18 protein-coding genes are annotated in these 26,690 nt (G+C 46.1%); 3 read left to right on the forward strand and 15 right to left on the reverse strand.

What is annotated here, in order from left to right; genetic code table 11:
• Positions 1-215 precede the first annotated feature (215 nt).
• From MKY95_RS20510 to MKY95_RS20555, 10 genes are all read right to left on the reverse strand, one after another.
• On the reverse strand, positions 216-2,066 hold the full coding sequence (locus tag MKY95_RS20510; protein WP_036613270.1) for an ABC transporter ATP-binding protein: 1,851 nt from the start codon (positions 2,064-2,066) through the stop codon (positions 216-218).
• Complete coding sequence (locus MKY95_RS20515) at positions 2,063-3,835, reverse strand: ABC transporter ATP-binding protein (protein WP_074095596.1); 1,773 nt, start codon at positions 3,833-3,835, stop codon at positions 2,063-2,065. Before MKY95_RS20515 ends, MKY95_RS20510 begins: the two co-directional genes overlap by 4 nt.
• Before the next feature lie 324 nt (positions 3,836-4,159).
• Positions 4,160-7,846 carry a dynamin family protein gene (locus MKY95_RS20520; RefSeq protein ID WP_076317520.1) on the reverse strand — a complete coding sequence of 1,229 codons (3,687 nt, stop codon included), beginning with the start codon at positions 7,844-7,846 and terminating at the stop codon, positions 4,160-4,162.
• A gap of 308 nt (positions 7,847-8,154) precedes the next feature.
• A complete protein-coding gene (locus MKY95_RS20525; RefSeq protein ID WP_017687779.1) occupies positions 8,155-8,427 on the reverse strand; it encodes a hypothetical protein in 273 nt (90 codons plus the stop codon).
• A 23-nt stretch (positions 8,428-8,450) separates the two neighbouring features.
• Positions 8,451-9,146 (reverse strand): endonuclease III, encoded by a 696-nt coding sequence (nth, locus tag MKY95_RS20530; RefSeq protein ID WP_076317519.1) that lies wholly within the window; start codon positions 9,144-9,146, stop codon positions 8,451-8,453.
• 163 nt (positions 9,147-9,309) lie between these two features.
• Entirely contained in the window at positions 9,310-12,048 is a 2,739-nt protein-coding gene (locus MKY95_RS20535; RefSeq protein WP_076317518.1) for an S-layer homology domain-containing protein, read from the reverse strand.
• Positions 12,049-12,120: 72 nt separating this feature from the next.
• Positions 12,121-12,798 carry a GerMN domain-containing protein gene (locus tag MKY95_RS20540; RefSeq protein WP_076250035.1) on the reverse strand — a complete coding sequence of 226 codons (678 nt, stop codon included), beginning with the start codon at positions 12,796-12,798 and terminating at the stop codon, positions 12,121-12,123.
• A 35-nt stretch (positions 12,799-12,833) separates the two neighbouring features.
• Positions 12,834-14,243 (reverse strand): N-acetylmuramoyl-L-alanine amidase family protein, encoded by a 1,410-nt coding sequence (locus MKY95_RS20545; protein ID WP_076250034.1) that lies wholly within the window; start codon positions 14,241-14,243, stop codon positions 12,834-12,836.
• 258 nt (positions 14,244-14,501) lie between these two features.
• Positions 14,502-14,846, reverse strand: a complete 345-nt coding sequence (locus MKY95_RS20550; protein ID WP_339194201.1) for an N-acetylmuramoyl-L-alanine amidase — start codon at positions 14,844-14,846, stop codon at positions 14,502-14,504.
• 25 nt (positions 14,847-14,871) lie between these two features.
• Positions 14,872-15,909 carry a stalk domain-containing protein gene (locus MKY95_RS20555; protein ID WP_339194203.1) on the reverse strand — a complete coding sequence of 346 codons (1,038 nt, stop codon included), beginning with the start codon at positions 15,907-15,909 and terminating at the stop codon, positions 14,872-14,874.
• Positions 15,910-16,185: 276 nt separating this feature from the next.
• Here MKY95_RS20555 and MKY95_RS20560 point away from each other — a divergent pair, with 276 nt between their 5' ends.
• The 3 genes from MKY95_RS20560 to MKY95_RS20570 are packed head-to-tail and all read left to right on the forward strand — an operon-like array spanning position 16,186 to position 19,466.
• Positions 16,186-16,860: a response regulator transcription factor gene (locus tag MKY95_RS20560; RefSeq protein ID WP_036607568.1), complete on the forward strand. Its 675-nt coding sequence runs from the start codon at positions 16,186-16,188 to the stop codon at positions 16,858-16,860.
• A complete protein-coding gene (locus MKY95_RS20565; RefSeq protein WP_339194205.1) occupies positions 16,857-17,942 on the forward strand; it encodes an ATP-binding protein in 1,086 nt (361 codons plus the stop codon). The genes MKY95_RS20560 and MKY95_RS20565 overlap by 4 nt, the downstream gene beginning before the upstream one ends.
• A gap of 51 nt (positions 17,943-17,993) precedes the next feature.
• The gene (locus MKY95_RS20570; protein ID WP_076317515.1) at positions 17,994-19,466 is read left to right on the forward strand and encodes a serine hydrolase domain-containing protein; all 1,473 of its coding nucleotides are present in this window, start codon (positions 17,994-17,996) and stop codon (positions 19,464-19,466) included.
• A gap of 196 nt (positions 19,467-19,662) precedes the next feature.
• Here MKY95_RS20570 and leuD read toward each other — a convergent pair whose 3' ends face one another.
• The 5 genes from leuD to MKY95_RS20595 form a co-directional block, all read right to left on the reverse strand.
• Complete coding sequence (gene leuD, locus MKY95_RS20575) at positions 19,663-20,265, reverse strand: 3-isopropylmalate dehydratase small subunit (protein WP_036607574.1); 603 nt, start codon at positions 20,263-20,265, stop codon at positions 19,663-19,665.
• A 31-nt stretch (positions 20,266-20,296) separates the two neighbouring features.
• Positions 20,297-21,718 carry a 3-isopropylmalate dehydratase large subunit gene (gene leuC / locus MKY95_RS20580; RefSeq protein WP_074095602.1) on the reverse strand — a complete coding sequence of 474 codons (1,422 nt, stop codon included), beginning with the start codon at positions 21,716-21,718 and terminating at the stop codon, positions 20,297-20,299.
• A gap of 372 nt (positions 21,719-22,090) precedes the next feature.
• A complete protein-coding gene (locus tag MKY95_RS20585; RefSeq protein WP_076317462.1) occupies positions 22,091-23,548 on the reverse strand; it encodes a glycoside hydrolase family 1 protein in 1,458 nt (485 codons plus the stop codon).
• A 45-nt stretch (positions 23,549-23,593) separates the two neighbouring features.
• Complete coding sequence (locus MKY95_RS20590; RefSeq protein WP_036671969.1) at positions 23,594-24,433, reverse strand: PRD domain-containing protein; 840 nt, start codon at positions 24,431-24,433, stop codon at positions 23,594-23,596.
• Positions 24,434-24,469: 36 nt separating this feature from the next.
• Complete coding sequence (locus MKY95_RS20595; RefSeq protein ID WP_076317461.1) at positions 24,470-26,368, reverse strand: beta-glucoside-specific PTS transporter subunit IIABC; 1,899 nt, start codon at positions 26,366-26,368, stop codon at positions 24,470-24,472.
• Positions 26,369-26,690: the final 322 nt, after the last annotated feature.

Genomic DNA, 26,690 nt, shown 5'->3' on the forward strand with positions numbered 1-26,690 from the left:
TGCATTGATCTCCCTTCAGCCATGAACGATTGTATTGATTTCATTCTTCAAAAATATAACATACCACACTAACGAATAAAAAAAACACTCCGGCTATCCTCTAACCTGTCTTCAATGAATAAGATGCACTTATTATTGAAGTATCAAGCTAAAAAACACCAGAGTGTTATAAGTTCATATGTGTTCAGACGCTTCACAGGCGTCCGAAGGTTTCATCACAAAAATCTGTATTGAGCTTCTATTAATCCATTGTAGACGCCTTGTTTTTGGATAAGCTGCTCATGGTTACCCTCTTCTTTAATTTCACCATGATCCAGGACGATAATGTTATCTGCATTCCGTATGGTTGAGAGACGGTGAGCGACCATAAAGGACGTTCTTCCCTGCAACAGCACCTTCAACGCTTCCTGGATTTTAAGCTCTGTCTCCGTATCAATACTGGCTGTAGCTTCATCCAGAATCAGTATGCGTGGATCAGCAAGCAGCGCACGGGCAAAGGATAACAGTTGTCGCTGTCCCATGGATAATACGTTCCCGCGTTCCTCTACTTCAGTATCATATCCACCAGGCAGCTTCATGATGAACTCATGTGCATTGACTGCTTTGGCTGCGTCCTCCACCTCTTCATTCGTTGCATCCAGTCGTCCAAATCGAATATTGTCACGAATCGTACCCGAGAAGATGAAGGTATCCTGTAATACAATGCTGATCTGGCTGCGTAAACTCTCTACCGTTACATCCCGCACATCCTGTCCGTCAATGGTGAGACGTCCGCCGGATATATCATAGAAACGACTGATCAGATTGATGATCGTACTTTTACCTGAGCCCGTATGACCAACAAGTGCAATCGATTGTCCCGCAGCCGCTGAGAAGCTGATCCCTTTCAGCGCCTGTCTGCCCTTCTCGTATTCGAACACCACATTTTCGAATGCGATATCTCCTTTAATAGAAGGAAGTGGCTTGGCACCTGGTTTATCCGCAATACTTGGTTTTTCATCCATGAATTCGAAGATACGCTCCGATGATGCCATTGCAACCAGCAACTGATTGTACATCTGTCCCAGACGGTTGATTGGGTCCCAGAAGTTGCCGACATAGTTGGCAAAAGCGACAAGTAATCCCACGGTCAACTGACCTTCCTGAATCAGGTAAGCACCAAACCAGAAAAGGATTAACGTACCGAATCCGCCGGTAATCTCAATCAGCGGTCCAAAGCCCTGGTTCATCGCTGATGCTCTATCCCATGACTTTTTGCTGGACAGGTTCATGTTGTCAAAATATTTCATGTTCTCTTTTTCCTGTGTGTAAGCCTGAGTCACTCGAATCCCCTGAATGGATTCATTCAAGTGGGAGTTTATCCGAGAGTTCTTCATGCGCACATCCTGCCAAGCCCGACGGATCAGCACCCGCAGTTTGGTCGAGATGATAAACATGATTGGCACCGTAATGATCACGGCAAGACCCAGTTTCCAGTTAATCAACAGCAAGATCACAATGATCCCGAGCAACTGTACGCAGTCGATCATGACGTTAACTGCACCGTTAGTGAATAGATCCTGAAGGGAGTTAATATCATTCGTAACACGTACCAGTACGGAACCTGCCGGTCTTTTGTCAAAGAAGTTAAAGGACAGCTTCTGGATATGCTTGAACAGATCCGAGCGAAGGTCATAAATAACACGCTGTCCGATAATGTTTGTCAATTTGATCCGGTACGTATTGGCAGCCCACTGGATGAGATACAACACAAATATGGAGCCTGCAATAAGATAAAGCATAGTCATGCTTGGCAACCCCGTTGCCGGTGCGATGGCACGGTCAATCGCCAGACTGATCAGAAAAGGTACGGACAATTTTGTAATGGTACCCAAGATCATCATTAGAATAACGAGTGGTAACAGTTGTTTCGCATAAGGTTTCATGTATGCAAATAAACGTCCGAACTCTTTCCAGTTAAACGGTTTTTCAATAATTTCATCATCCTGATACACAAATCGTTCATTCAGTTTCTTCTCAGAGGCCACTTTTGCCTCGCGCCTGTCTGCTATCGTTTCGGCACTCATGAATTCACCTGCTCCCCAGCCTCCCGCTTACCGCGGGCAATATAATCTGCATATTGAATTTTATAAACATCCTGGTATGGTCCAGGCACTTCAATGAGTTCGGTATGTTTGCCACGTTGTACCACGCGGCCTTCATCGAGCACCAGAATCTCATCTGCATGTCGTAGTGAAGATATCCGGTGTGCAATAATAAATGTCGTTCTGCCGCGCATAACTTCCTGGAAACCGGACTGAATCTCGTGTTCTGTCTCCATGTCCACGGCGCTGGTTGCATCATCAAGTACCAGAATTTTCGGATTTTTCAGCAAAGCCCTTGCAATCGCAATCCGCTGTTTCTGTCCACCCGATAAACCCATACCGCGCTCACCAACCACCGTGTCATATCCATCCGGGAACTCCATAATGAAGTCATGAGCCTTGGCCAGCTTGGCTGCACGGATGATCTCATCCATGGTGACATTCTTAAGCCCGTAGGAAATATTATTACGAATGCTGGATGAGAACAGGAATGTTTCCTGGAAAACAGAAGCGATCTGACTCCGCAAACTGCGGATGCCTATGTCTTTAATGTTTTTGCCATCCAGCTTGATCGTTCCTGAGTTCACGTTATAGGCACGCATCAGAAGCTGAATGATGGTCGATTTACCTGACCCTGTTCCCCCGAGGAAACCGATTACAGAACCGGGTGCAGCGTCAAAATTAATATCGGTTACTGCTGGCATTTTGTTGCCGTAGGCAAAGGTAACGGATTCAAATGTCACATGGCCGTTCACCTGGTCTGCCTCAACAATGACTGGATCTTGCGTTTCTTCCACATCCACTGGCGTATTCAGCAGCTCGAGCACCCGTTCACCTGAAGCTTTGGATTGCGTATAGTTGTTGATATGGAACCCAAGGTTCCACATTGGACCGATTATGTACCAGATCAAACTGAAAAAGGCAACGAGTTCACCGAGTGTCAGCGTCTTCTGTATAACCATTCTTCCACCGATCACCAGCAACAGCACGATACTCACCGAAGCAAGAATCTCCATGATCGGAAAATAGCGACTCCACAATGTTGCGGCATGAATCTGATTTGTTTTGTAACGCTCATTACGTATGGAGAATTTCTCCACTTCATAAGGCTCACGTGCAAAGGATTTTACCGTACGTACGCCAGTAATATTCTCCTGTACCGCTGTTGTCAGTGAACTGAGCGCCAGCCGCATCTCCTGAAACGCAGGGTGAATTTTGGATTCGAATCTCAGCGCAACGAAGGCAAGTAATGGGATGCATATGAGCGTGAACAGCGTAAGCTGCCAACTCATGGTCATCATCATGATTGCGCCAAATACGACCATGAAAACCATGTTAAGAATCTGGGCGAAACCAAATCCGATAAAGTTACGGATGGCTTCCAAATCTCCCGTGAGGCGGGACATCAGATCACCTGTCTTGGCCGTATCATAATAACGGAAGGATAAAAATTGAAGCTTTTCGTAACATGCATTACGAAGTCTGTACGCCAGGAAGTTACCCAAGCGTCCTCCATAAAAACCGTGTAAAAACTGCATTCCCGCTTTCAAAATAACTACACCTAACACAGTCAAGGCAATTATGGGAACGTCTTCAAAAGTTCGCGGAACAATGATGTCATCAATCAGTATCCTCAGCATGTACGGATACACCAACCCAAGTGCGGTCGCTAAGGCGAGGAACAAGATTGATACAAATAAATACGTTCGCTTTTCCCAAAAAAAGGTTTGCAGTTGCCTAAGAACATCCATGTTTCTCCTCCTCTTATGTCGTTCAAAAATACTATGAACATTTATGAAGTTTATCACCGTACCCCATTCGCGGCAAAGCGAATAACAGACCATATTCTGCCTGCTTTCAGCTTATTGACGCATTAACGAAGGTAAATACCCACCTTTCAATCAAATGTTTGAATATTCTCTTTATTTCAGGTTGTTCGTACCAAAAAAAGGCTCCCTATATGCCTTTTCGGCAGGGGCCCTTTTGGGTTGATTTTCGCAACATTTTCAATGTGTTGCTGTATCATTCATTTTGTTTTACAAAGACTTCCAGAGAATACGCGTTATGCCGTGATTTTAACTGCGTTCAATCTGTTCCAGTTGGTTAGACAAGCTGGTCCATTGCTCCGCCGGAATTCCGCTCTCCAGTGTATCTTGAATTCCACTTACCGCCTCGTCCAGACGTTCTTCCAACTGACGGGATTGGTGTTGCAAGGATTGACAAATCTGGTTGTCATAAAACTGAATCAGTTTGTCTTGCGCAGCAGGAAGAACTTCAATGATCATCTGTTTGAGGACAGGATCAAGTGCCTCCTGTAATCGCTGACGTCCATCTCCTTCGAAGAACTGTTTCGGATTGCGGAAATAATTCAAATAGCTTTTCCATCCAGACGGTTCTTCCAGACGAACTTCTTCAAGCACAGGTGTACTCCAGCGTTCGTTCAGTGGCAGTGACACATCCACGCCCCCTGATAACTGCCTCACCTCATCTATACATTCCGTAACTTGCTTCATCAGCCAGGTCTGACCCGCCTGTTCAAGTCTGAGGGTGGTAGCAAGCAGTTCCTGCTCCAGTTCAATGGCAATCATGCGTAACAGTTCACGTCCACAGGCTGCAAAAGCCATCTTCAGATTGCCCCGATCCTCCCGAAGTACGGATGGATGGAATGCTTCTGCCATGAATAAACCAAGGCGATAGGCAAGCCGCTGCCGCACATGGAAGAGTAATTCTGCTGTTTCCTGTGACAGTTCTTCCTTCATGGATCTTGCTGCAAGTTGCTGTATGCGCTGACGTGACTGTCCCTGAATAGTCCCTAGTTCATCCCGCCGCTGCTGCAATACTTCTTCACCCTGAGCCGCATCCTCTGCACGATTCTTCAGCCGCTGAATCACACGTGCCATCTCTTCGGAAGCTCCACCTACAGCAAGATCGGCTAATTCTCTGCCTGCAAATTGGTTGAACTCTTCCTCAAAACGGTTAAAACCAGATTGCTCAAGCAGCTTCGAGTCCCCTTCCATTTTGCCTTCCATCGCCAGTATGCTGGATACCGGGAAGAGTCGTGGTGCCCGAATTCCATTACTGCGCAGTTGGGTACTCACATGATCGAGAACCTGCTCCAGTTCTTCCTCAGAGGAAGACAAGTCACTGGCATTTACAACAAAGAACATCTGATCCATGGCAGAACTATCTTTAACACGTCCCAACTGATTCAGGAACTGTCGATCTCCTTGTGAGAAAGCATGGTTGTAATACGTTACAAAAATGAGTGCATCCGCATTCTTCATATAATTGAAGGTTACACCCGTATGACGAGCATTCACGGAGTCCGCTCCTGGTGTGTCTACCAATACAATGCCTTGTTCAGTTACATCGCAACTGTAATAGAGATCGATACTGTCTACAAAACAGGACTTCTTCTCGTTTGCGACAAAGTTACGATAACCGTCCAGATCCACCAGCACATCCTGACCTAACTGGTCCGCTGTTTCTTCCCAGCCGGCTGCCGCTGCCTGCAAAAAGCTGTAATGCGGGCGCCCCGCCGGATGCACATCCTGTGGCGAGAGGGAGCGTACTCGCTTCTGCCACTCCGCTCCAGGCTCACCCAGTCCGAGTAATCGGAAGGAATAGCCGAGATCTTCCTGGAAGGCGTCCCGGGTCTTCATGCGGACCCGGGCTGTTCCATGCTCCGCGCCACCGGCAGGAGCCATGATTCGGTTAATCGCCGCTGTCGTTGGATGCGGCGAGACGGGTAGTACAGCTTCGCCCAGCAACGCGTTGGCGAAGGAGGATTTGCCGGCGCTGAATGCTCCGAACAGCGCCAATGTGAACGTGCCGCCCGCAAGCGAAGCCGCGCGTGCACGCAGATCCCGTACCGCCGACCCCATGGCGGGGTACGGCTCTACCAGCGCAGCAGCGGCTTCAAGCCGTGCCGCTGCTGCGTCCAGGCGTCGGCGGCGTTCAGCGCCAGCCGCCGCCGATGGCCCAGGCACCGCCGCTGCGGCTGCGCGCTGCGCTGGCGGTGCCTCTGGCGTCTGTGGCTGCGCAGCCACAGACGTTGACGTGCCCGCATGCGAACCGGGAGCTTCGCCCGGTTCTGGCACCGCGGGCACGTGCGGGCCCTTCACCTCCGGCAATAGTCCGGAGGGGAGGGGGCCCGCATGGGGCAGCAGGCTGCGCAGCTCTGCTGCCTCTGCGGCGGCGCTGCGCTGGAGCGCCGTGTAGCGCGCCGCCGCCGCGGATTGCGCCAGCAGCGCTGCGCGGCTGGCGTCCAGCGCCTGGAGCGCGGCTTCGCCTTGCGCTGCCAGCGCCTCCAGCATGCGGTCGGCCAGCATCATGGCCGACTTGCGATAGCGGGCCTCAATCTCGCCCCGCACATCTTTACTGAACTGAATCACATACTCTGGAGATACCTCTGCACTGGCACTGCGTTTCATCTCCAATAGTGCTTCATCTACAGCTGGCAGCTCCGTATTAAGCGACTGCTCCCACTCCGCTCCCCATAGCTGATGGGATTCACCCAGCTGTCTAAGCATTGTACGAATATGTACCTCAACTTGTCCGGAAGCCTGATCCTGCAATAACCGCACCAGTTCAGAAGCACGACGTTGTTTCTCCTGCTCGGTTTTGCCACCTGAGAACAATAAGCCTACCCTGAAACCTGGTTTGCGGCTCTCCAAATAGGCGGCAGCCGACGCACGAATATCCGCAGGAGTAAGATTTGCATTTGCCAGAAGAGGCTCCAGCTCTGCCCGGAATTTCTCACGCACTCGCGAAGGCCCGGTACGAATGTCTGCTGCTTGTTGATCAAGAAGCTCCAGCTCTCGTTCCAAGCGTTCAATTCCTTCCTTGCCACCAATCTCATCCAGCAGGGAATTCTCTTCGTCTTCACGTTTCTCGGCTTCTCTCGTCAAGTGTTGCTCCGTTACATGACTGGCCGAACTTGCCAAACTGTGCGTAATTAACGCTTCCTTCTCTTGCATCATGTGTCCAATGAGTTCCGGAAGCACATCCCACTGGTTATAGCGATGCTGCTTGTCGCGGAGGGAAGTAAACAACAGTCCGTCATATCTGACTTCCCAGGCCGCAAATATAGCTTCGACACCTTCGGTATATTGGTCAAAAGAGAGCTCACGCTCCCGATGCTTGTCGATCTGGTTCACGATCAAAAACAACGGTTTGCCCCAATCCGACAGACTCTTGGCAAATGAAAGGTTTGTCTCGGACTGGACATGATTATAGTCCATGACATAGAACACCACATCCGCCAGATGGAGCGCTGAATGGGTTGCGAGACTATGTCCGCGATCTGTTGAATCCACACCTGGTGTATCCAGCAGGACAGCATCATCTTTCAGCAGAGGAATATCATCCCATACCTCAATTGAGCTGTAAGCTCCACCATTTTTGCAATACGCCTCCAATTCCTCTGGAGAAACTTCAAGTGTCCCTGCTCCATTGTCAGCGCTTACGTTTGGAGTAGTATAAATAAGCGCTTTTGGCTTACCATTACGTATGGATACCACATTTGCACTTGTTGGAACGGGACTTGAAGGCAGCACCCGCTTACCGCATAAACTGTTGATGAGACTCGATTTGCCTGCAGAGAAATGACCACAGAACGCAATCGTCAGATGTTTCATTTCCGCCTTGCTGATTAAATCCGTTATAGCCTGTACGGCTGTATGGTCCCCTGTCTGCTCCATCGCTTCACGCAGCGGAAGCAGAGGTTTGGCCATTTCTTTTGGGTAATCTGTTCTGGACATGACTGGCCTTCCCCCTGGCTCCTCTAATTTGACATCCGTTTCGACGTCTATCTCTTTTACAACATTTATTTTAACATTATCAAGTTTGAATTTGAACGGTTGGAATTGAATATACATAAATGAACGTATAAGTCCTATAATCTAAAAAAAATAAAACCGAACAAGTCGGTTTTATCTGTAATACGTTTTATACACGGTATTTAGCAAATGCTTACCCCAAGTGTCTGTTGCATGAATGCGATGCGATCACCGTAACCACAACGATCATCATGACATTAATACAACAGAACCAATAGTGTAATCACTTCTTATGAAACTGCGTTCTCCATGGAAGGCAGCAAGATTTCAAATACTTGTCCATGTTGCAGAATTGTAATGTCTCTGCCTTTGTCTCTCATAACAACAACTTCTGGTTTAACGGACATACGCTCCAGATAATGTTCAGGCACGTCGCCAGAGTGGCTTACTGTGATGCCTTCTACTTCTTTTTCTTCATTTTCAGCCATTTCCTGTTCAACGATTTGTTCAAAGATATCGGAGAAGGCCTCAAAATTGTCAGTGTACACGGAAATGCATTTCATGATTATTCATCCTTTTCTGCTCATTAATTTATTTTTCGTTTTCGGGTGGTGACACGTTCCTTATCTTTCCTGATTTGGGACGTTTTCATACGTTTTTTCCCTTCCCTGCATATGTCCAGCAATGGACAGATATGACACGCAGGGTTCTGTGCCTTGCAATGGTAGCGTCCAAAAAATATAAACCGGTGGTGAGTTAAAGTCCACTCCTCCCGGGGTACGCGCTTCATTAGTTTCTTTTCGACTTCAAGTACGGAGTCATCCCAACCTGCAAGCGCCAGCCGCTTGGATACACGTTCAACATGAGTATCTACCGCAATTGCCGGTACTCCAAACGCATTGGAAACAACTACATTCGCGGTTTTCCGCCCAACACCTGGTAGCGTCACAAGCTGATCATGTTCCTGCGGTACATCACCGCCATACTGCTCTATTAAAATTCGGCACATGTTCTGAATATGCTTGGCCTTGTTCCGGTACAAACCGATTCGCCGAATATCCTGTTCCAACTCTTCGAGAGGAACTGCCAGATAATCTGCTGGGCTTCTGTACTTCTGGAACAGATCTGCGGTTACCTTGTTCACCGTTTCATCGGTGCACTGGGCAGACAAAAGGACAGCTACCGTCAATTCAAATGCATTGCTGTGATTTAATTCGCAATGTGCATCAGGAAACATTGCTTCCATAGTTTCGAGTATATGTCTAACCGTCGCTGCATTCATGAAGAGCTACCTCCCACAAAATGACTCCACTCTGCGGAGCCTTACTTCGAAGCTTCATCCGAGTACTTTGCGGGGACCTCAAAAAGCTTGCAAAAAAAACGTCTTGATGCGGGAAAGATCCCGTATCAAGACGGTCATTCTTTTGATCCTCGAAAAGAAACGATTACTGTTTTTGAATCTCCAGAATAACATTGTTCAGGAGATACAATACAATATTATCATTATCTCTGAGAGATTGCACGCTTAAAGTATTGTCACCCTGGTGAACAAATACACTTGATCCGAGTGCAAAACGATAGTTTGTGTCTGCTGTCGTTTCCCGTTTAACCAAAATCTGGTTACCCACGCCATCATAAGACCAGAATTGTTTGCTCATGACAGTTAGTACTCTGAAGCGTGTGGAATTATCCGTATCTTTTGTCATTTCCACACGATCTCCGACCGTAAGACTCGTCAGTGAAGTTAATGTGGAGCCAGATTTTACGACTTTAACAGAACCGCTAACAGGCACGGTTTCAGTCTGGCCGTTAAACTGTTTGAGCGTTACAGATGAAGCATCCACCGCTGTAACTTCAGCCAGCGTACGCTTCACGACTTGAACCGCTTTTGGCGTAACTCCTTCAAACGTTACATTAATCAGGTTGCCTGCTGTCAGTTGTGAAGGCGTGATCGTCTGACCACTCTCTCCTGTCAGTACGGCTTGATCCACGTAGAACTGACTTGTCAACAGATCGGATTTTACTCGAATACGACTATTTGCTTCCAAGGCAACCACTTCGAATTGAGCCACAGTGTTCAGTGAAACCTTCTGCACTACATCCTGATTTGCTCCAAGCGTTACGGTCACTTTGTCACCAATCTTCAAATCTCCCAGACTTGCGCCCGATTTGTTATAGATCTCAACCGTAGGTAAGGTAGTATAAGGCACTGTAATCGTCTGATTACCAGACAACACACTGATTTTTCTGCCCGTTGTGTCAATGTTGCTGATCGTACCTTCGTACTTGTAAATCACTTTAACGGACAACGCACGTGTTCCCACATAGGTCAGATCCAATTTGCGACCATCATTCAAAATCGACTCCAGACCAGCGAGTGTAGGTTTGGTCGTATTGTAATCCATTTTGGTTTTCTCATCCAATGTAAATACAAACGGTTTTTTGTTGTTGTCCAGTACGGTAAGTACCTTTGTTTTGCTGTTGTAAGATACAACCGTTACTCCGTTCATAGGTTCCATTTGACGTCCAATCACCTGAATACGTGTTACCTGATCGTCAGAGTTCAATGACAACTCCACCTGATCCCCGTTCGTTGCATCCGTGATGAGATCATTTAGCGTCGCATCCTGAATACCATTAATAATAACTTCCGGCTTTTCAGTCAGCAGTTTCGCCTCAAGGGAACCCCCTTCACGTTTGAACGTTAACGTGGACTGGTTGCCACCGATCTCAACCAATGTTCCGCGCACAGATTGCTCCACACCTTGAGACAATGTGATAGTTTGCAAAACACTGTCCTTTACGGTGTATTTCACGGCACTGCCGGCTTTGAGATCAGCCACTGACATGATACGGTTTTGATATGTGATAAGCAGATTGTCATTGTATGCAAACTGCTCTGTTGCACCCGCTGCATTGACAAGTTTGATCGTTTTGCCAGAAGTGGATACTTCAGCAACTACGCCATTGTCACTCTTGTTAACAATGCCGGATTTCACACGAATAGCAACTGTTTTTTTGTCAGTCGAGAACGTCTCACGCTGTACTTCGATGATGCTATCTGCCGTAATATCGGATAGTTTGATTGCATTACCATTCTGATCGATGAATGCAGTTGCCTCATCATAACTGTACGTTTCGTAATTCTCGCCCACAAAGATACCAATTTTATTACCAGACAATGAACGTGCAAATGTACCTTCAACACTTTCCACCTGCGGTGTAGCATCAACAACTTCCACATAGGAAGCCCCACCTGCAGAACCTACAACCATAACTTTTGTATACAGCTTCACATCTGTGGCGGAAGCACGAGTTTCACTGTCTTTCGTAAAGTAAGGCGTACTGCTGTTCACTGCGAAGTTAACGGCTTTGCCGTCCACAACCAGCGTGATCTGCCCATCTTTCAATCCTGTCACATAACCCGTGGATGTGTTCGGGTACGTTGTATCCGTTAACGATTCACCACGACTGAAGAAGGTAGCCAGTTGAGCACGGGTTACGGAACCAGTTGGATTGAATTTGTTGCCTTCAACACCTTTGGCCAGATCCAGGCTAACAGCCAGATTGACATAACCTTTACCACTTTCGGAAATACTTGCATTATCAGCAAATCCGGTAGATTGATTGTTTTGTGCCTTCGCTTCAGCATCCTTGTCCAATGAACGGATTAACAATTTCGTAATCCATTCCCGTGAAGCCGGTTTTTGACCCCAGGAGGTCTTGGATACATCCACCGTTGATTCTTCCGTTTTGTCAATCAGTCCCAGTTGAAGTGCCAGCGCGACATATGGCTTGAAATAATTTCCCACTTCCATGTTTGTCGGTAATGCCGCAGCCGTGTCGGTATTCAACTGGCCCTCTTGATTCATAAAACGGATTGCCATCGTTACAGCTTCTTGCTGTGTTACCGCGTCTCCTGGACGGAACAGGCCGTTGTTACCGAGAAGAATACCTTGATATGCCAGTTTGTACACATGTTTTTCAGCCCAGTATCCGACCTTGATGTCACTGAACAAACCAGTTGGTGCAGCCGTATTTGTTATTGCAGCAGTCTGACCCTGCCCCGTTTCTGTTGATTCTGCTGCCATGGCAGCTCCGCCGGCGCTAAGGGCCATCATGCCTGCAAGCACGGCTGATACTACTTTTTTAGAGTGTGATGTATGGTTATATTTAAAAGTCACCTATGATTCCCCTCTCTCATGTAAAACGACCCATATTCCGTGGATTCCCGGTACAACAGCATGCTGTACAGCCTATTCGGATCTTGTCATTGGATGTTCAAGATCCACATGGCCCATCAGACTCTCTGTCTGCTGACCATCCACCAGTAAATCAAGTGATTTTACTTCATCAAACTGGAAGAACGTTTGTTTTAGAGCATCCAGCGCATAAGACTCTCCACCTGCTCCAAGACGAGCCGTATCTGGCATATGAATATCCAGCGTAAGAGCTCCATCCTTGAACTGAACAGACTTCAATTCAATTTCTTTAGACCACAGCGGAACCAGTTTAGCGTCTTTGCTCTGTTGCAGTGATTCAAAGGCAGCTTTATATTTGGCATCATCCGATGCGTATGAAATCTCTGCCGAAGCTTTGTGCAACTCCAGTTCTTCTTCATCCGTATAGAATACAGTGATCGTTTTCTTTTCATTACTTTCGGAAGTTGCCGGCTTCTCCGTAGACGTTTCGCTTGGCGGAGTAGTTGTAGTCTCTTCCTCCGAACTGCCTTCCGTCGATTCTGTAGGCGTTGTATTCTCTTCAGGCTCAGCAGTTACCGGTTCAGTAATTGTTTCGCCTTCAACCTCGGTTACATTGTTTTCAGTTCCTGCGCCTTGCGTCTGATTCGGAGCAGCTGTTGGCTTGCTTCCACATCCAGCAGCAACTGCCATAACCGTTACCAGCAAGGCTGCAATCCATATTTTCTTGTTCATTCTAACTTCGCCTCCTCAACATAAGGGCTTGTCCCTTATTTAATTCCCAGATACTCCTTGATTCCTGCAACAATCCCTTTGGCAACACTGTTCTGGAAACTCTCAGTGAACAGGGCTGCTTCGTCGCTCTTATTGCTAAGGAATCCACCTTCCAGCAGAACTGCTGGCATTGTCGTTTCACGGGTCACATGGAGACTTGCCGTTTTCACTCCACGATCTTTCAGTCCGGAAGACTGTAAAAGATACTTGTGCATCACTGTAGCAAGTGCTTTGCTGTTGGAGCGTGTATAGAATGTCTCTACACCGTTCGCAGCAGTAGGGCCACTGTTAGCATGAATGGAGATGAAAATATCCGCTTTTATGTCTTGTGCAATCTTCACACGTTCTTTCAATGCCAAAAATGTATCATCGCTGCGCGTTAACACAACGTCAATTTTGGATTCTTTTTTCAACAAGGCTTCCACTTTCAGAGCCATTGCCAGATTGAAGTCTTTTTCACGTTTACCAGTTACACCGATTGCCCCAGGATCCTGATCTCCGTGACCTGCATCGATAACGACAACTTTTTTGCCATTATTACCAACTGGAGGGGCAGGTGTACCACTTTGATTGTCGAGGTTAATCATAACCAGTCCGGAATCATTTTGCACACTGTACCCTTTTGAACTGGACAGATCGATTACAAAACGAATTGTAGATGGACTGTTGCTGTATAACGAGTAACGAATCTTCGACACATCCGGATAGCCGCTAACGACGAGTTGTCCATTCTGGTTGCTGTCTAGAGCCTGTCCTTCACTGAACGAATCAGCAAATGCGGTATTCGGCAAGTCTATAACGATTCGATCTGGTCCTGTCATCGTGAAGACGTTCGGCTTCGTACTTCCGCTTGTTGCAATCATGAAGCGGTTGTCGCTGAAGCTGATGCCGTTCACCAGTACAAGACCTTCTTGATCCGATCCTCCGCCTTCATTGCCAGAGTTCGGAGGTGTGGTTGTCCCGTTTCCGGAACCTGAATTCTGGGTAACTAATGTTACCGTCTTCGTGGTATTGTTCCAACCCACCTTAAGACCCATTTCCTCACCAATAAATCGGAGAGGTACGAGCGTAGTACCATTTTTCACGAGTGGCGGGGCATCCAAGTTTACGTTACTGCCGTTCACCGTTGCCGTCTTCTGTCCAACAATCATCTGCATGGCAGTGTTGTCTTTGCTAATAGTCACTGTTTGAGTTTGCTGCTTCCACTCCACGCTATATCCAAGATTTTCGGACACAACCCGGATCGGAACCATCACCTTGCTGTTGATAATTTCCGCTTTTGTATCCGATGGCTGTACGATTTCTTTTCCGTCTAGGATAATTTTCGTGTCTGTTGCTGCGTGACTATAGCCCGGGAATACGAGCCCAAAGACAAATAACAGTACCAAAAAACCGAACTTCTTCATCCTTCACCCCTACCATTCTCATATTTTTTTGCCGCATGTTGTCATTTTCCAACTCCGACTGACCGCTTGGGCATTACCAGACACCTATTAGACGCCCCTCGCTCTCAAAAGTTGCGAATATATTCCAACATAACAGAAAAAAAACGTTGTCAGATCAAGCTTTTTTTACATTTTAATGTCTTCTTTTTTCCTTATTTATCAAATATACATCTCTAAACAACGTAATACCCTAACCTTCATATTTGCGCACAATTCAATTTACAGTCCCAAAAATTCAACAATTCCGTCCACAATCGCCTGTGCACATTTGTCCTGGTATTCTTCCGTGAGCATGACTGCTTCATCTGTAGGGTTACTTAAAAAACCAAGTTCAAGTAACACAGCAGGCATGGTTGTTTCACGCGTCACATGCAGACTAGCCGTTTTAACCCCACGATCCTTGAGTCCTGTTACCGGTAACACATATTTGTGAAGAGTGTCAGCCAAAGTTTTGCTTTCTTTACGACTGTAGAGCGTTTCAATGCCGTTTGGTACCGGTGTAGTGAATTTGTTTCCATGAATGGATACAAAAACATCTGCCTGATTCAATTCTGCAATATCCACACGCTGTTTGAGCGAAAGTTCTGTATCATCCTGGCGTGTAAATGACCGTTTGAATATTTGGGTATTTTTGAAGGGTTGCCTGTACCTTCAGTCCTACAGCCAGATTGAAATCCTTCTCATAAGCTCCTGACAAACTCACTGCACCCGATTGACGACCACCATGTCCCGGATCAATGACCACAATCGTTTTGCCATCATTGGTAGGTACTGCCGGTTGGCTTGTCGGTTCTCCACTCGTGGCTGTCAGGTCAACGAGCAAGACATTGTTATCTCCAACAGACCATTTGGCTGTAGCCGTCTGATTCAGATCCAGAACGACACGCACGGTAGAAGGCGATTTACTGAACATGGCGTAACGGATTTTGGAAACTATTGATGAATCCGTAACGAGAATCTGTCCACTCCCATCTGGGTTAGAGGCTTGTCCCTGAATGAATTCCTCAGAAAATGTCGCTGAAGGCAGATCAACAATAATTCGGTCTGGCCCACCAATACTGGATACTTTGGGGCTAATATTACCGTTTGTTGCTACAATCAAGCGATCTCCGCTGAAGCTGATGCCTTGAAGCTCTGTCAAACCATCCGGGACAGGTGCCTCGACGGGGTCACTGTCACCTTCCGTTTCAACTACGGGAGGAATACTAAATAGGCTTACTGTCTTGGTTCCATTGTCCCAGCCAACACGCAGACCCATGCCTTCCCCAACAAAGCGTAACGGAACAAGCGTAGTTCCCTGTTTGATCAGTGGGGGCGAATCCAAGTTCACCACGTTTCCATTCACTGTAGCTGCATCTTTGCCAGCCGTCATTTGAATCATGCTGTTTCCTTTTTGAACCTGGACTGACTGAGTTTCCTTCTCCCACTTCACCTTATAACCCAGGTTCTCGGATACAATTCGAATTGGAACCATGACCGTTTTCCCAATATTCTCTGCAGGTGCACCCGTCTGCTGGTTAATGGTTACACCGTCGAGTACAATCGAGGGCGTGGTGTCTGCATGGGCCATGATTGGGAATAAACATAGGAACAGAAGAAAAACGACTGCTGCCGACCATTTTTTCATACCTCATCCACCATTCTTTTTGTCTTTTGAACATCCGACCTGATTCTCTGCAGCGTTACATCAATGACAATATGTAACCTTCCATAATCTACTAATCAGTTTATCAGATATTGTCTGATCATCCGGTTACAACGTTGTCATATTTAGTCGGAAACTGAGTGGCAAAAAGGTTACTTTCTCCATTCGTCCAGTACCCGAAATCATATGGAAATTACATTCCTCATCCATTTTTGCTATGCTGAGTTCAAATACTTGAATACAGGAGATTGAGACTTGATGCCTAAAATACTGATCGTGGACGATGAAGCAGATCTTCGAAAGCTACTGACTGATTATTTTGAAATTAACGGATATTCCGTGATGACGGCCAAGGACAGCAGGGAAGCGCTGCGGAAAGTGGAAAAACAACCCGATCTCGTTTTGTTAGATATCAACATGCCTGAACAGAACGGCCTTCAATTATGTGAAAAAATTCGCGACTTTGTCTCTTGCCCTATCTTATTCTTAACGGCTCGAATCGAAGATGCTGATAAAATAGCGGGATTTCGTGCCGGAGGCGATGACTATATCCTGAAACCTTTCAGCATTCGCGAGTTGGGCGCCAGGGTCGAAGCACATATACGCAGGGAACAACGAATCCAAACTAAATCTTCGGTAAGGTTTAACAATGAATTGGTCATTGATTATACGGCCAGGGAGCTCTACTACCTGGATAAGCGAATTTCACTGCCCAAAAAAGAGTTTGATATTGTCGAATTGCTGTCCACGCATCCTGATATGGTGTTTGGAAAGGAACGCATATACGAAAAGATTTGGGGCATGGACGAGCAAGGTGACAGTAACGTCATCGCAGAGCATATACGGCGAATTCGCTACAAATTAAAGGAATACGGCTGTGATAATCAAATCGAGACCGTTTGGGGAGTAGGGTACAAATGGCCAAGTTCATGACTAGACTCCTGTTTTTAAAGCGATTGTCCTTGCTACAATCTTTTATGCTGTTGTGTGTGGTCACACTCATTGCCGTGCTTGCCGTTATAACTATGGAGTTTGCTTGGGCGGAGAACCTGCGGCTGCGTTTCGAAGAAACGGATTGGGTGATGCCCTCCCTCGTCACGGCGGTTCTGCTCACCGTAGCGACTGGTATTGTCACCATGGCCGTTCTATTTTACAGATGGAAGCTAAAACGTCCGCTGGAGCTATTAAAACGAGCATCCAAGAACATTTCGGCCAACGATCTAGACTTCCGCATTTCCTATGACAGCCAGGATGAGATGGGCGAGCTGATCGCGCTATTTGAAAACATGCGCTCACAATTGGAAAAAAACCTTAAGACACTTTGGCGTTCGGTTGAAGAGCGCAAGCAGATCAATGCTATTTTTGCCCATGATCTGAGAACACCCCTGTCCGTGTTAAAAGGAAACGCCGAGCTTCTCTCCACCTATCTTCCTGAGAAGAAGTTGTCGGAAGAAAAGGTGCTGGACTTGATCCATACTATGAACCTTCACATCTTGCGTCTGGAGAGTTATGCAGAGGCCATGAACTCCATTCAGAGGCTGGAGGATGTGCCGTTGAACATCCAATCGATGGATACGATTTCATTGACGGCTTTGCTGGATGGCAGCGCTGAACAAATCGCGAAACAGTTCGGTATACGTTTCGTCTCATCCGTGGAATATGATAATGCCTCAGTACATGTAGATCCCTATCTCGTCATGCAGATTTTCGAGAATATAGTGGCTAATGGGGCGAGATACGCAACCAGTCAAGTGAACGTCCATTATGACGTTCAGGGAGGTATTATGAAGATTACCGTCTCAGAGGACGGTACTGGTTTCTCTGACGAAGCCCTGAGTAAGGCTATACTCCCTTTTTACCGAGGCGAAGTATGGGATGCGAGCGAACATCGCGGGCTGGGCCTTTACGTTTGCAAGGTATTTTGCGAAAAACATGAAGGTAGTCTTCAGATTGCAAACGGTCCTAACGGAGGTGGAAGCGTCACGGCAAGTATTGGGACCCAAGTTGATAAATAGTTGAAAATGATCTGATAACATCTCCTTATCTTGAATTCAAGGAGTGTTATCATGCTAAAACTAAAAAAAAGAATGTATATCACAATTAGCTGTTTGTTGTTATGTACCGCGTGGGCGTCCCCCTTATCCGCCAATGAAGCCAGAGACAGGACAGAAGTGCTGCAGGAGATCGACGAATATATGAATCGGAGCATGAAGGCCAATTACATTAAGGCTGCTTCACTGGCGATTGCCAATAACGATGAGGTCTTTTACGCAAAAGGCTACGGGACATTGGCGGACGGCCAGAAGGTTACGGGCAACACCCCTTTTCCCATTGCTTCACTAAGCAAGTCCTTTACTGCATTAGCCGTTCTGCAGCTGGTGGACAAGGGTCAGATCGACTTGGATGCGACTTACGCTTCCTATTTTCCAGAGCTTTCTCCACAGGACCCCCACGTTCTTGATATCACGGTCCGTCATTTACTGAATCAGACAAGTGGTCTCAATGACAAGATTAATCCCGATATGACAAAGACTCCGCAATTCCAATCACTGGCTGAAGCGAATCAATTATTAAACACGGTTCAACTTGCCCATATCCCCGGAACAGCCTACAGCTATCATAATCCCAATTACGTGCTGCTGGCGAACCTCGTGGAAAATGTTAGTGGAGAGCGCTTTTCGGATTATCTGAAAAAACATATTTTTGAACCGTTAGGAATGAATCATACCTTCAGTGTCAATACAACGCAGCAATTCTATGAGAATAATACTATCCCTCTAGGACATTACCTGAGCTTGGGACGCGCTATAAGTCAATCCGAACCGCTTTGGTTCATTGAGGGCCCCGCCGGCATCGTTTCAACCGCAGAGGACATGTCCCTTTGGATGCTTTCCCAATATAATGGCCGCCTCGTTTCCCCTGTGCTGATGAAACAATATCATGCCGCAGGAGCGATTGGTCCTTACGGCATGGGCTGGCTTGCAAACCAAGATGCGTCTAGCGGCCAAACGATCTCCCACAGCGGCATTTTCTGGACCTACAAGTCCGAAGAACTGGTTTATTTGAACGAGAAAATGGGCATTGCCGTAATGTTTAATTCTGGTATAAACGCTTATGTGAATTACTCGGCATTTATTGATGGAATAGCGGATATTATGAGGGGGCAGGAACCCCAAACCTCTTTTGTAAACGGTCGGAATATGGAAATGATTATGATTGCGCTGATCATCGCTACGCTTGCATGGGGCATCTACGGCTATTTCCGCATACGTCGGAGCAACCAACGCCTAACGATCAGCAAATTGATTATGATCACGGTCGGTAGACTGATCCCGGTTCTAATTCTCTTATCTCTGTCCCCCTTGGTTACGTTTATCGGCGGAGGACGTGTGCTGCCTTGGTTTGGCATCTGGACTACGCTATCAACTCCAATCATATGGCTTATGGTATGGTCACTTGTGAATTTCGTGCATTTGGCTTGTTATATCTATGTCTATTTTCTGAATACAAAAAACGACCCATTGGAGCTACCTCAGTAATCGATTTTTAGGTTCTCTATTTAGTCGGCTGTTATTGTATCTGTTGAAGTATTCGGCCAAGAAAATTCAGGAGTTCTATGTATAGCTACTTATCAAGCTAATTTAGCTTCTGAAATTACAAAAAGCTTCTGTCTCACCGATGGGAACAAGGTCCCTTTGGCGAGCAGAAGCTTTCTGTTATGCAATACTTTAACGATTAACCGAACAGTTTTGCCGCGTGGCGTTGTTCGTAAGCAGCGATTTCATCATCATGTTGAAGTGTCAGACCGATATCATCCAATCCTTGCAACAGGAATTGACGACGGTGCTCATCCAGATCAAAATCGATATGCAGTCCGTATGCATCAGTAATCGTTTTGTTTTCCAGATTTACATTCATCTCATAGCCTTCATGTGTCGCTGTACGTTGGAACAAGTCTTCAACTTGCTCTTCTGACAGCTTGATTGGCAAGATTCCGTTCTTAAAGCAGTTATTATAGAAGATGTCTGCATAAGATGGAGCGATGACACAACGGAATCCATAGTCCAAAATCGCCCATGGCGCATGCTCACGGGAAGATCCACAGCCAAAGTTGGCACGTGAGATCAGGATGGATGCCCCTTCATAACGAGGTTTGTTCATTTCGAAGGAAGCATTATTGTTGCCCTCTTCATCAAAACGCCATTCATAGAACAAAAATTGTCCAAATCCGGTACGTTCAATCCGTTTCAGGAACTGTTTTGGAATGATTGCGTCTGTATCTACATTGACCCGGTCTACCGGTGCAACGATGCCTTGTAATGTTTTGAATTCTTCCATATTAAACGTTCTCCCTTCTGTCTGTTATAGATTAGATCGCTGCTTCTGTTTTGAAATTCCAGTCCCGTACGTCCACAAAGTGACCCTTAACTGCTGCTGCTGCTGCCATTGCCGGAGATACCAGGTGCGTACGTCCTCCGCGTCCTTGGCGTCCTTCAAAGTTACGGTTGGACGTCGAAGCACAACGTTGACCTGGCTTCAATACATCCGGGTTCATCGCCAGACACATACTGCATCCCGCATCACGCCATTCAAATCCGGCTTCCGTAAAGATTTTATCCAAACCTTCTTGTTCAGCCTGAATTTTAACACGTCCTGAGCCTGGTACAACAATTGCTGTAACCTGACTAGATACCGTGTGACCTTTAGCCACTTGTGCTGCTGCACGCAGATCTTCGATCCGTCCGTTGGTGCATGAACCGATAAATACATAATCAATTGGAATCTCGGCGATTGGTGTTCCCGGTTCAAGTCCCATATATTCAAGCGCTTTTTCAGCCGCTTTGCGTTCGTTTTCTGTAGGCAATTCAGCCGGAACAGGAACTTTCGAAGAAATGTCGGTTCCCATGCCAGGGCTTGTTCCCCAAGTTACTTGCGGAATCAATGTCTCTACATCGATTTCAACCATATGGTCGAACTCGGCACCTTCATCGGTTACAAGCTGTTTCCAACCTGCTACAGCTTCGTCGAATTTGGCATCCGCTGGTACGTATTCACGTCCACGCAGATATTCAAATGTTGTTTCATCCGGAGCGATCAATCCTGCTCTTGCTCCACCTTCGATGGACATGTTGCAGACCGTCATACGCTCTTCCATGCTCAACTCACGGATGGATTCGCCTGTGTACTCAATAACATAACCTGTTGCAAAGTCTGTACCGTATTTGGCGATGACTGCGAGGATCATGTCTTTTGCGGTTACACCCGGGTTACGTTTGCCGACAAAACGAACTTCCATCGTTTTGGCTTTTGCTTGTTGCAAACATTGAGTTGCCATAACGTGCTCAACTTCACTTGTTCCGATTCCGAATGCCAGTGCGCCAAACGCACCGTGTGTGGACGTATGACTGTCACCACATACAATCGTTTTGCCCGGGTGAGTCAGACCCAGTTCAGGTCCCATAACGTGCACAACGCCTTGATCAATCGTGTCCAGATCATACAATTTCACGCCGAAATCACGGCAGTTTTGCGAAAGTGTATCAATTTGTTGTTTGGAGATAGGATCTGTAATGTTGAAACGGTCTTTCGTTGGAACGTTGTGGTCCATTGTTGCAAATGTCAGTTCAGGGCGACGAACTTTACGTCCGCTGAGACGAAGACCTTCAAATGCCTGTGGAGAAGTTACTTCGTGCACCAGATGCAGATCGATATACAGAATGCTTGGTTTGCCTTCTTCTTGATGAATTACGTGATTTTCCCAAATTTTCTCAAACATCGTTTTTTTACTCATCATTTTCACCTCATTATAAGTTCGTTCCTTGGAAGAGCCTCTGTTTTCTTTAAAAAGTGAAGCTCTTGAATGACATAAATATATCACCCTGTCCTTCATTGTTCCAAGATATAATATCTATAGATGTAATAGGTTTAACCTATAATGAGAGAAAGACAAATAAACCACTGCTCGTCGCAGAGGTTTCAATTGATAACAATTATCATTATCAGATAAGTCTTATACTACGTTTCCGCTGCTTCGCTGTCAATGCTTTTTATCTAGAACATAAAAAACAGCCCTGAATCCAGAGCTGCTTTGCTAGTTTCTGTTATGAAATGAAAATTATCATATCAACGCCTTCTAATAGAGAGTACTTATCCGACTACTGTATTACAGACCGTTATTCGCAATCACATCTTTGTACCAATAGAAACTCTTCTTGCGTTTTCTCTCCAGTGTTCCATTGCCGTCATTATCCTGATCTACATAAATAAAGCCATATCGTTTCTCCATCTCTGAAGAAGAATAACTAATCAGATCAATCACTCCCCAACTGGTATAGCCCAGAAGTTCAACACCGTCCAGAATCGCTTCATGCATCTGTTCCATGTGAGAGCGGAAGTACTCAATACGATAATCATCCTGAATGCTACCATCCGCTTCAATCGTGTCTACCGCCCCAATTCCATTTTCAACGATAAACAAAGGCACCTCGTAACGACTATACAGTTCATTCAGTGAGATGCGCAGACCTACCGGGTCAATCTGCCAGCCCCAATCATTCGTTTGCAGATACGGGTTCTTCACCCCTCCAGTTGTATTGCCACTCACCTGCTCCAATCGGTCGCCATCCACACTTGATACCAGGGACATATAATAACTGAATGAGATAAAGTCCACAGTGTGTACTTTCAGAATCTCTTCATCCCCCTCAAGCATATCCAGGTTAATCCCTTTTTCGGCAAAAAATCTCTTCGTAAAGTACGGATACGCTCCACGCACCTGTACGTCCGTAAACATAAGATTGAATTGATTATCCCGGGAAGCAACAAGTACGTCTTCGGGATTACATGTATGAGCGTACGTTGTCAGTTTGGTAAGCATACATCCGATCTGGGAACCGGGAATGATCTCATGACAGTATTTCACTGCGAGTGCACTCGCTACAAATTGATGGTGTAACCCCTGATATACAGCCTGCTCCACATTTTCGAAACGCTCCGGAACAATACCACCACTCGTAAACGGATGACGAACAATGCTGTCAATTTCATTAAATGTAATCCAATACTTCACTTTGTCCTTATAACGGGTGAACACGGTTTTACAAAAGTGAACAAAATACTCGACGACTTTCCGATCCGTCCATCCACCGTGGTGATTCACCAGATACATCGGCATCTCATAATGCGACAACGTAATTAAAGGTTCAATCCCTTGTCTCAGCATACCATCAATAACGCGGTCATAAAACTGCAAACCGGCTTCATTCGGCTCAGTTTCGTTGCCATTCGGGAAAATTCGGGTCCAAGCAATAGATAAGCGCAACGTTTTGAGACCCATCTCCCCAAACAGGGCCAGATCCTCCTCATAGCGGTGGTAAAAATCAATGCCTCTGCGTTTCGGATATTCTCTGTCCGAGCTAGACTCCATCGCAGTTTTGATCTGTTCTTCATTGATCGCATTATGCTTTTTATACTCACTCTTGGCTACACCTTTTCGATAGATAGCAATGTCCGCTGTAGACAGACCTTTGCCATCCACATTCCACGCTCCTTCTGCCTGATTGGCAGCAATCGCTCCTCCCCATAGAAAATCTTCTGGAAACGTTCTTGTTGTATTGGTCATTGTGTATTCCTCCTTGGATTATCTCTGTAATTCTTTCATTCTTGCTCAATTGCGACTCATGACCCGATTGATATGAATAATCAAATACATCATCTCTTCATTGGAGATCGTATGTTCAAACCGAGCTTCAATATAATCCTTGATTAGCAGTACGCAGGCTTCTTCCTGCGGGTATTTATTCGCGATCTGTTCAAAGAGCTCATGATCCTGTGTGTTTAATGTTTTATGCTCAAAAAGCCGTTGAATGAAAAACTGCAAATGGGTCAAAAAGCGTGAATAGTTGATGCTGTGTGTATCCAGCTCCACGTGATAGTGAATTTTGATAATATTGAGTACATCCTTGACGGTATTGGTCATCATCATGACCTGATTCATATTGTCATCATTCTGCTGCGCATTAACGAGATGAAAGGCAATATTCGCCGCTTCCTCTTCAGGCAGGGAGAGTCCAAGCTGTTTTTGAATGAGAGACAGACCATGCAACCCGATGCTGAACTCCTGCGGATAGAACTTTTTAACTTCCCACAACATTCGGTTCTGGATCGTCATATTGTCCTTGAATCGCTTCATGGCCATATACAGGTGATCTGTTAATGCGACATAGAGATGATCACTCAGATGGCGGGACAATGTATGTTTGGCATGGGAGATGATTTCGTCAGCCAGAATCAGATATTCTTTTGGCGTTTCCTTCATCAGGGCGGTGAGATCCGAAGAGATCGTTTCATTTTCAAGGACATAGATCTTCTCGATCTCATCCTCCCCCACGACATCTCCCGGTTTGCTCCTGTAGCCGATGCCCTTTCCCATCACAATAATTTCCTTGTCATCCTCACCACGTCTGGCAAGAACAATGCTCGAATTCAGTATTTTTATGACTTCCATATCAGGCTGCCTGCCTTTCATTCATATTTCAGCGGGTTATAACACCGTAATTAATGGTTTCCCCGGTCCTGTTGTCGCCACAGTTTCATTGCCCAGTATCTCCAGATAATCTGATGAATTGGTCACAATTACAGGGGTCGTTGTGTCATAACCTGCGGCTTGTATAGCTTCAAGATCAAATTCGATCAGGAGCTGACCATGAGAGATCTGTTCTCCTTCGTTCACTTTTACATCAAAATGCTGGCCTTTCAGTTTCACCGTATCCAATCCGACATGAATCAGAAGTTCTACCCCCTCTACCGATCTCAGACCGATGGAATGTTTAGTGCGGAACACCGTCTCAACGGTACCATCAAACGGAGCAAACACCTTGCCAACACTTGGCTGAATGGCCATACCTTGTCCCATAGCTTCTTGCGAGAAGGCCTCGTCCTTCACCTCTCTTAATGGCAGAACTTTACCTTCCAATGGAGCAAAAACGATCTTTTTCGATTTGATCCCTTTGGATGGCTGGATTTCAGATTCGCCTCTCGCTTTGGTTGTAGGACTGCCTGCTATCGACACTGCTGTTGGAACAACATCCTGAAATCCAATGACATATACAGCGACAAACGCGACAATGGCAGAGATCAGCATGGTAATGATCGCATAGATAATATTCATATGATCTTCACTGATAAACATAGGCATAGATGCAATCCCCGGACCCACGGCAGCATATGCCTTGAGATTCACAATACCTGCGAACAACCCAGCGACTCCGGCGCCGATCATGCAGGCAAACAGCGTTTTCTTGAGCCTTAAATGTACACCGTACAGAGCAGGTTCCGTGATACCGAATACACCTGAAATTCCTGCAGACAAAGCGACTTGTTTCAGCTTGATGTCTTTGGTTTTGAATGACACCGCCAGTGCGCCTGCTCCCTGCGCCATATTGGATGCCAGCATCGCGACCAGCACCAGTGTTTCATATCCAGGTGAAGCCAAGGCTGCGAAAATAATGGGATAAAATACTTTATGCATACCGAACATGACAATCAGAGGCATCAGTATAGCCATAATGACAACGGTCAACCATCCAATCTTATCCTGAATCCAATAGATCAGGTTGGACATTCCCGTTCCGAGATACATCCCCAGAGGTCCAAGTACAATCAGGGCAACTGGAGCGACAATGAGAATAACAATCAAAGGTTTAAGGAAAATTTTGACTGGTCCTGGTGAGATCTTGTCCGCGAACTTTTCAATGTAAGACATGAACCAGACCGTTAAAATAATCGGTACCACGGATGTCGCATATTGAACGGATGCAACAGGTATGCCAATAAAGGACACCGGATCTTCACCGCCAAGCAGACCAATCATATTCGGGTGTAACATGATTCCACCAAACAGAACGGCAACAAAGGGGTTCGTTTTAAATCTATTTGCACTGGAATAGGCCAGTAGAATCGGAAGAAAGTAAAAGGCAGCATCAGACATGACACTCAAAACGGTATATGTCTGGCTCTCTTTAGACATCAGGCCGGTCACGGTCGCCAGTAGCAACAGTGCCTTAAGCATGCCCGAGGCAGCAATGGCTGGGATAATAGGTTGGAAAATGCCTGCAATGACACTGGCAAAAGTATTAAACAGTCCTTTGGGGCTATAATCCGCTTTTTGTTTCTCCTGAATTTCGTTTGATTGCCGAGTATCCATCATCTTGGCAAGTTCATTGTAGACGTACGCGACGTCATTACCGATAATAACCTGATATTGTCCGCCGCTATTCACTGCGCCAATAACACCATCAAGGCTCTTAATTTCTTGGGTCTTCGCCATATCCGGATTCTTCAGGGTAAGTCTGAGCCTGGTAGAGCAATGAATTAACGTGTTGATATTATCATTGCCACCGACCAGCTCCATAATCGATTGGGCTAATTGTTTGTAATTCATGGTGCACCTCCGTTTCTTGATGGGAACAAAAAAAGACCTAAAAAGGGTAGGAAAAGAGAAACTCTTCCCACCCAATCTAGGTCTTGCCTGCCGAACAGTAACACGCCATCGTTGGATGAATGTTATTCAATTATATGAACGAAAAAGAATATGAACATTTGAAATGGTTCTGTGCTAACACTTGAAACTGGTACACATGAAAACGTTGATTTTGTTTTACCCGGGTAAGTGGTTCTTATTAAGCGTTTTCAAAATTAGTATAACAACTCTTCTGATGGAGTGCAAGCGGTTAAGCGAAATTAATGATTTCTTCATCTGTAAT

The sequence above is a fragment of the Paenibacillus sp. FSL P4-0176 genome (assembly GCF_037975265.1).
In the GTDB taxonomy this organism is placed as follows: domain Bacteria; phylum Bacillota; class Bacilli; order Paenibacillales; family Paenibacillaceae; genus Paenibacillus; species Paenibacillus amylolyticus.

Coding starts and splice junctions, on each gene's coding strand:
- MKY95_RS20590 (WP_036671969.1), bottom strand. CDS start 24,433: ATGGAAGTCATAAAAATACTGAATTCGAGCATTGTTCTTGCCAGACGT.
- MKY95_RS20510 (WP_036613270.1), bottom strand. CDS start 2,066: ATGAGTGCCGAAACGATAGCAGACAGGCGCGAGGCAAAAGTGGCCTCT.
- MKY95_RS20595 (WP_076317461.1), bottom strand. CDS start 26,368: ATGAATTACAAACAATTAGCCCAATCGATTATGGAGCTGGTCGGTGGC.
- MKY95_RS20540 (WP_076250035.1), bottom strand. CDS start 12,798: ATGAACAAGAAAATATGGATTGCAGCCTTGCTGGTAACGGTTATGGCA.
- MKY95_RS20515 (WP_074095596.1), bottom strand. CDS start 3,835: ATGGATGTTCTTAGGCAACTGCAAACCTTTTTTTGGGAAAAGCGAACG.
- MKY95_RS20560 (WP_036607568.1), top strand. CDS start 16,186: ATGCCTAAAATACTGATCGTGGACGATGAAGCAGATCTTCGAAAGCTA.
- MKY95_RS20555 (WP_339194203.1), bottom strand. CDS start 15,909: ATGAAAAAATGGTCGGCAGCAGTCGTTTTTCTTCTGTTCCTATGTTTA.
- leuC (WP_074095602.1), bottom strand. CDS start 21,718: ATGAGTAAAAAAACGATGTTTGAGAAAATTTGGGAAAATCACGTAATT.
- nth (WP_076317519.1), bottom strand. CDS start 9,146: ATGAATGCAGCGACGGTTAGACATATACTCGAAACTATGGAAGCAATG.
- MKY95_RS20545 (WP_076250034.1), bottom strand. CDS start 14,243: ATGAAGAAGTTCGGTTTTTTGGTACTGTTATTTGTCTTTGGGCTCGTA.
- MKY95_RS20570 (WP_076317515.1), top strand. CDS start 17,994: ATGCTAAAACTAAAAAAAAGAATGTATATCACAATTAGCTGTTTGTTG.
- MKY95_RS20520 (WP_076317520.1), bottom strand. CDS start 7,846: ATGTCCAGAACAGATTACCCAAAAGAAATGGCCAAACCTCTGCTTCCG.
- leuD (WP_036607574.1), bottom strand. CDS start 20,265: ATGGAAGAATTCAAAACATTACAAGGCATCGTTGCACCGGTAGACCGG.
- MKY95_RS20525 (WP_017687779.1), bottom strand. CDS start 8,427: ATGAAATGCATTTCCGTGTACACTGACAATTTTGAGGCCTTCTCCGAT.
- MKY95_RS20565 (WP_339194205.1), top strand. CDS start 16,857: ATGACTAGACTCCTGTTTTTAAAGCGATTGTCCTTGCTACAATCTTTT.
- MKY95_RS20585 (WP_076317462.1), bottom strand. CDS start 23,548: ATGACCAATACAACAAGAACGTTTCCAGAAGATTTTCTATGGGGAGGA.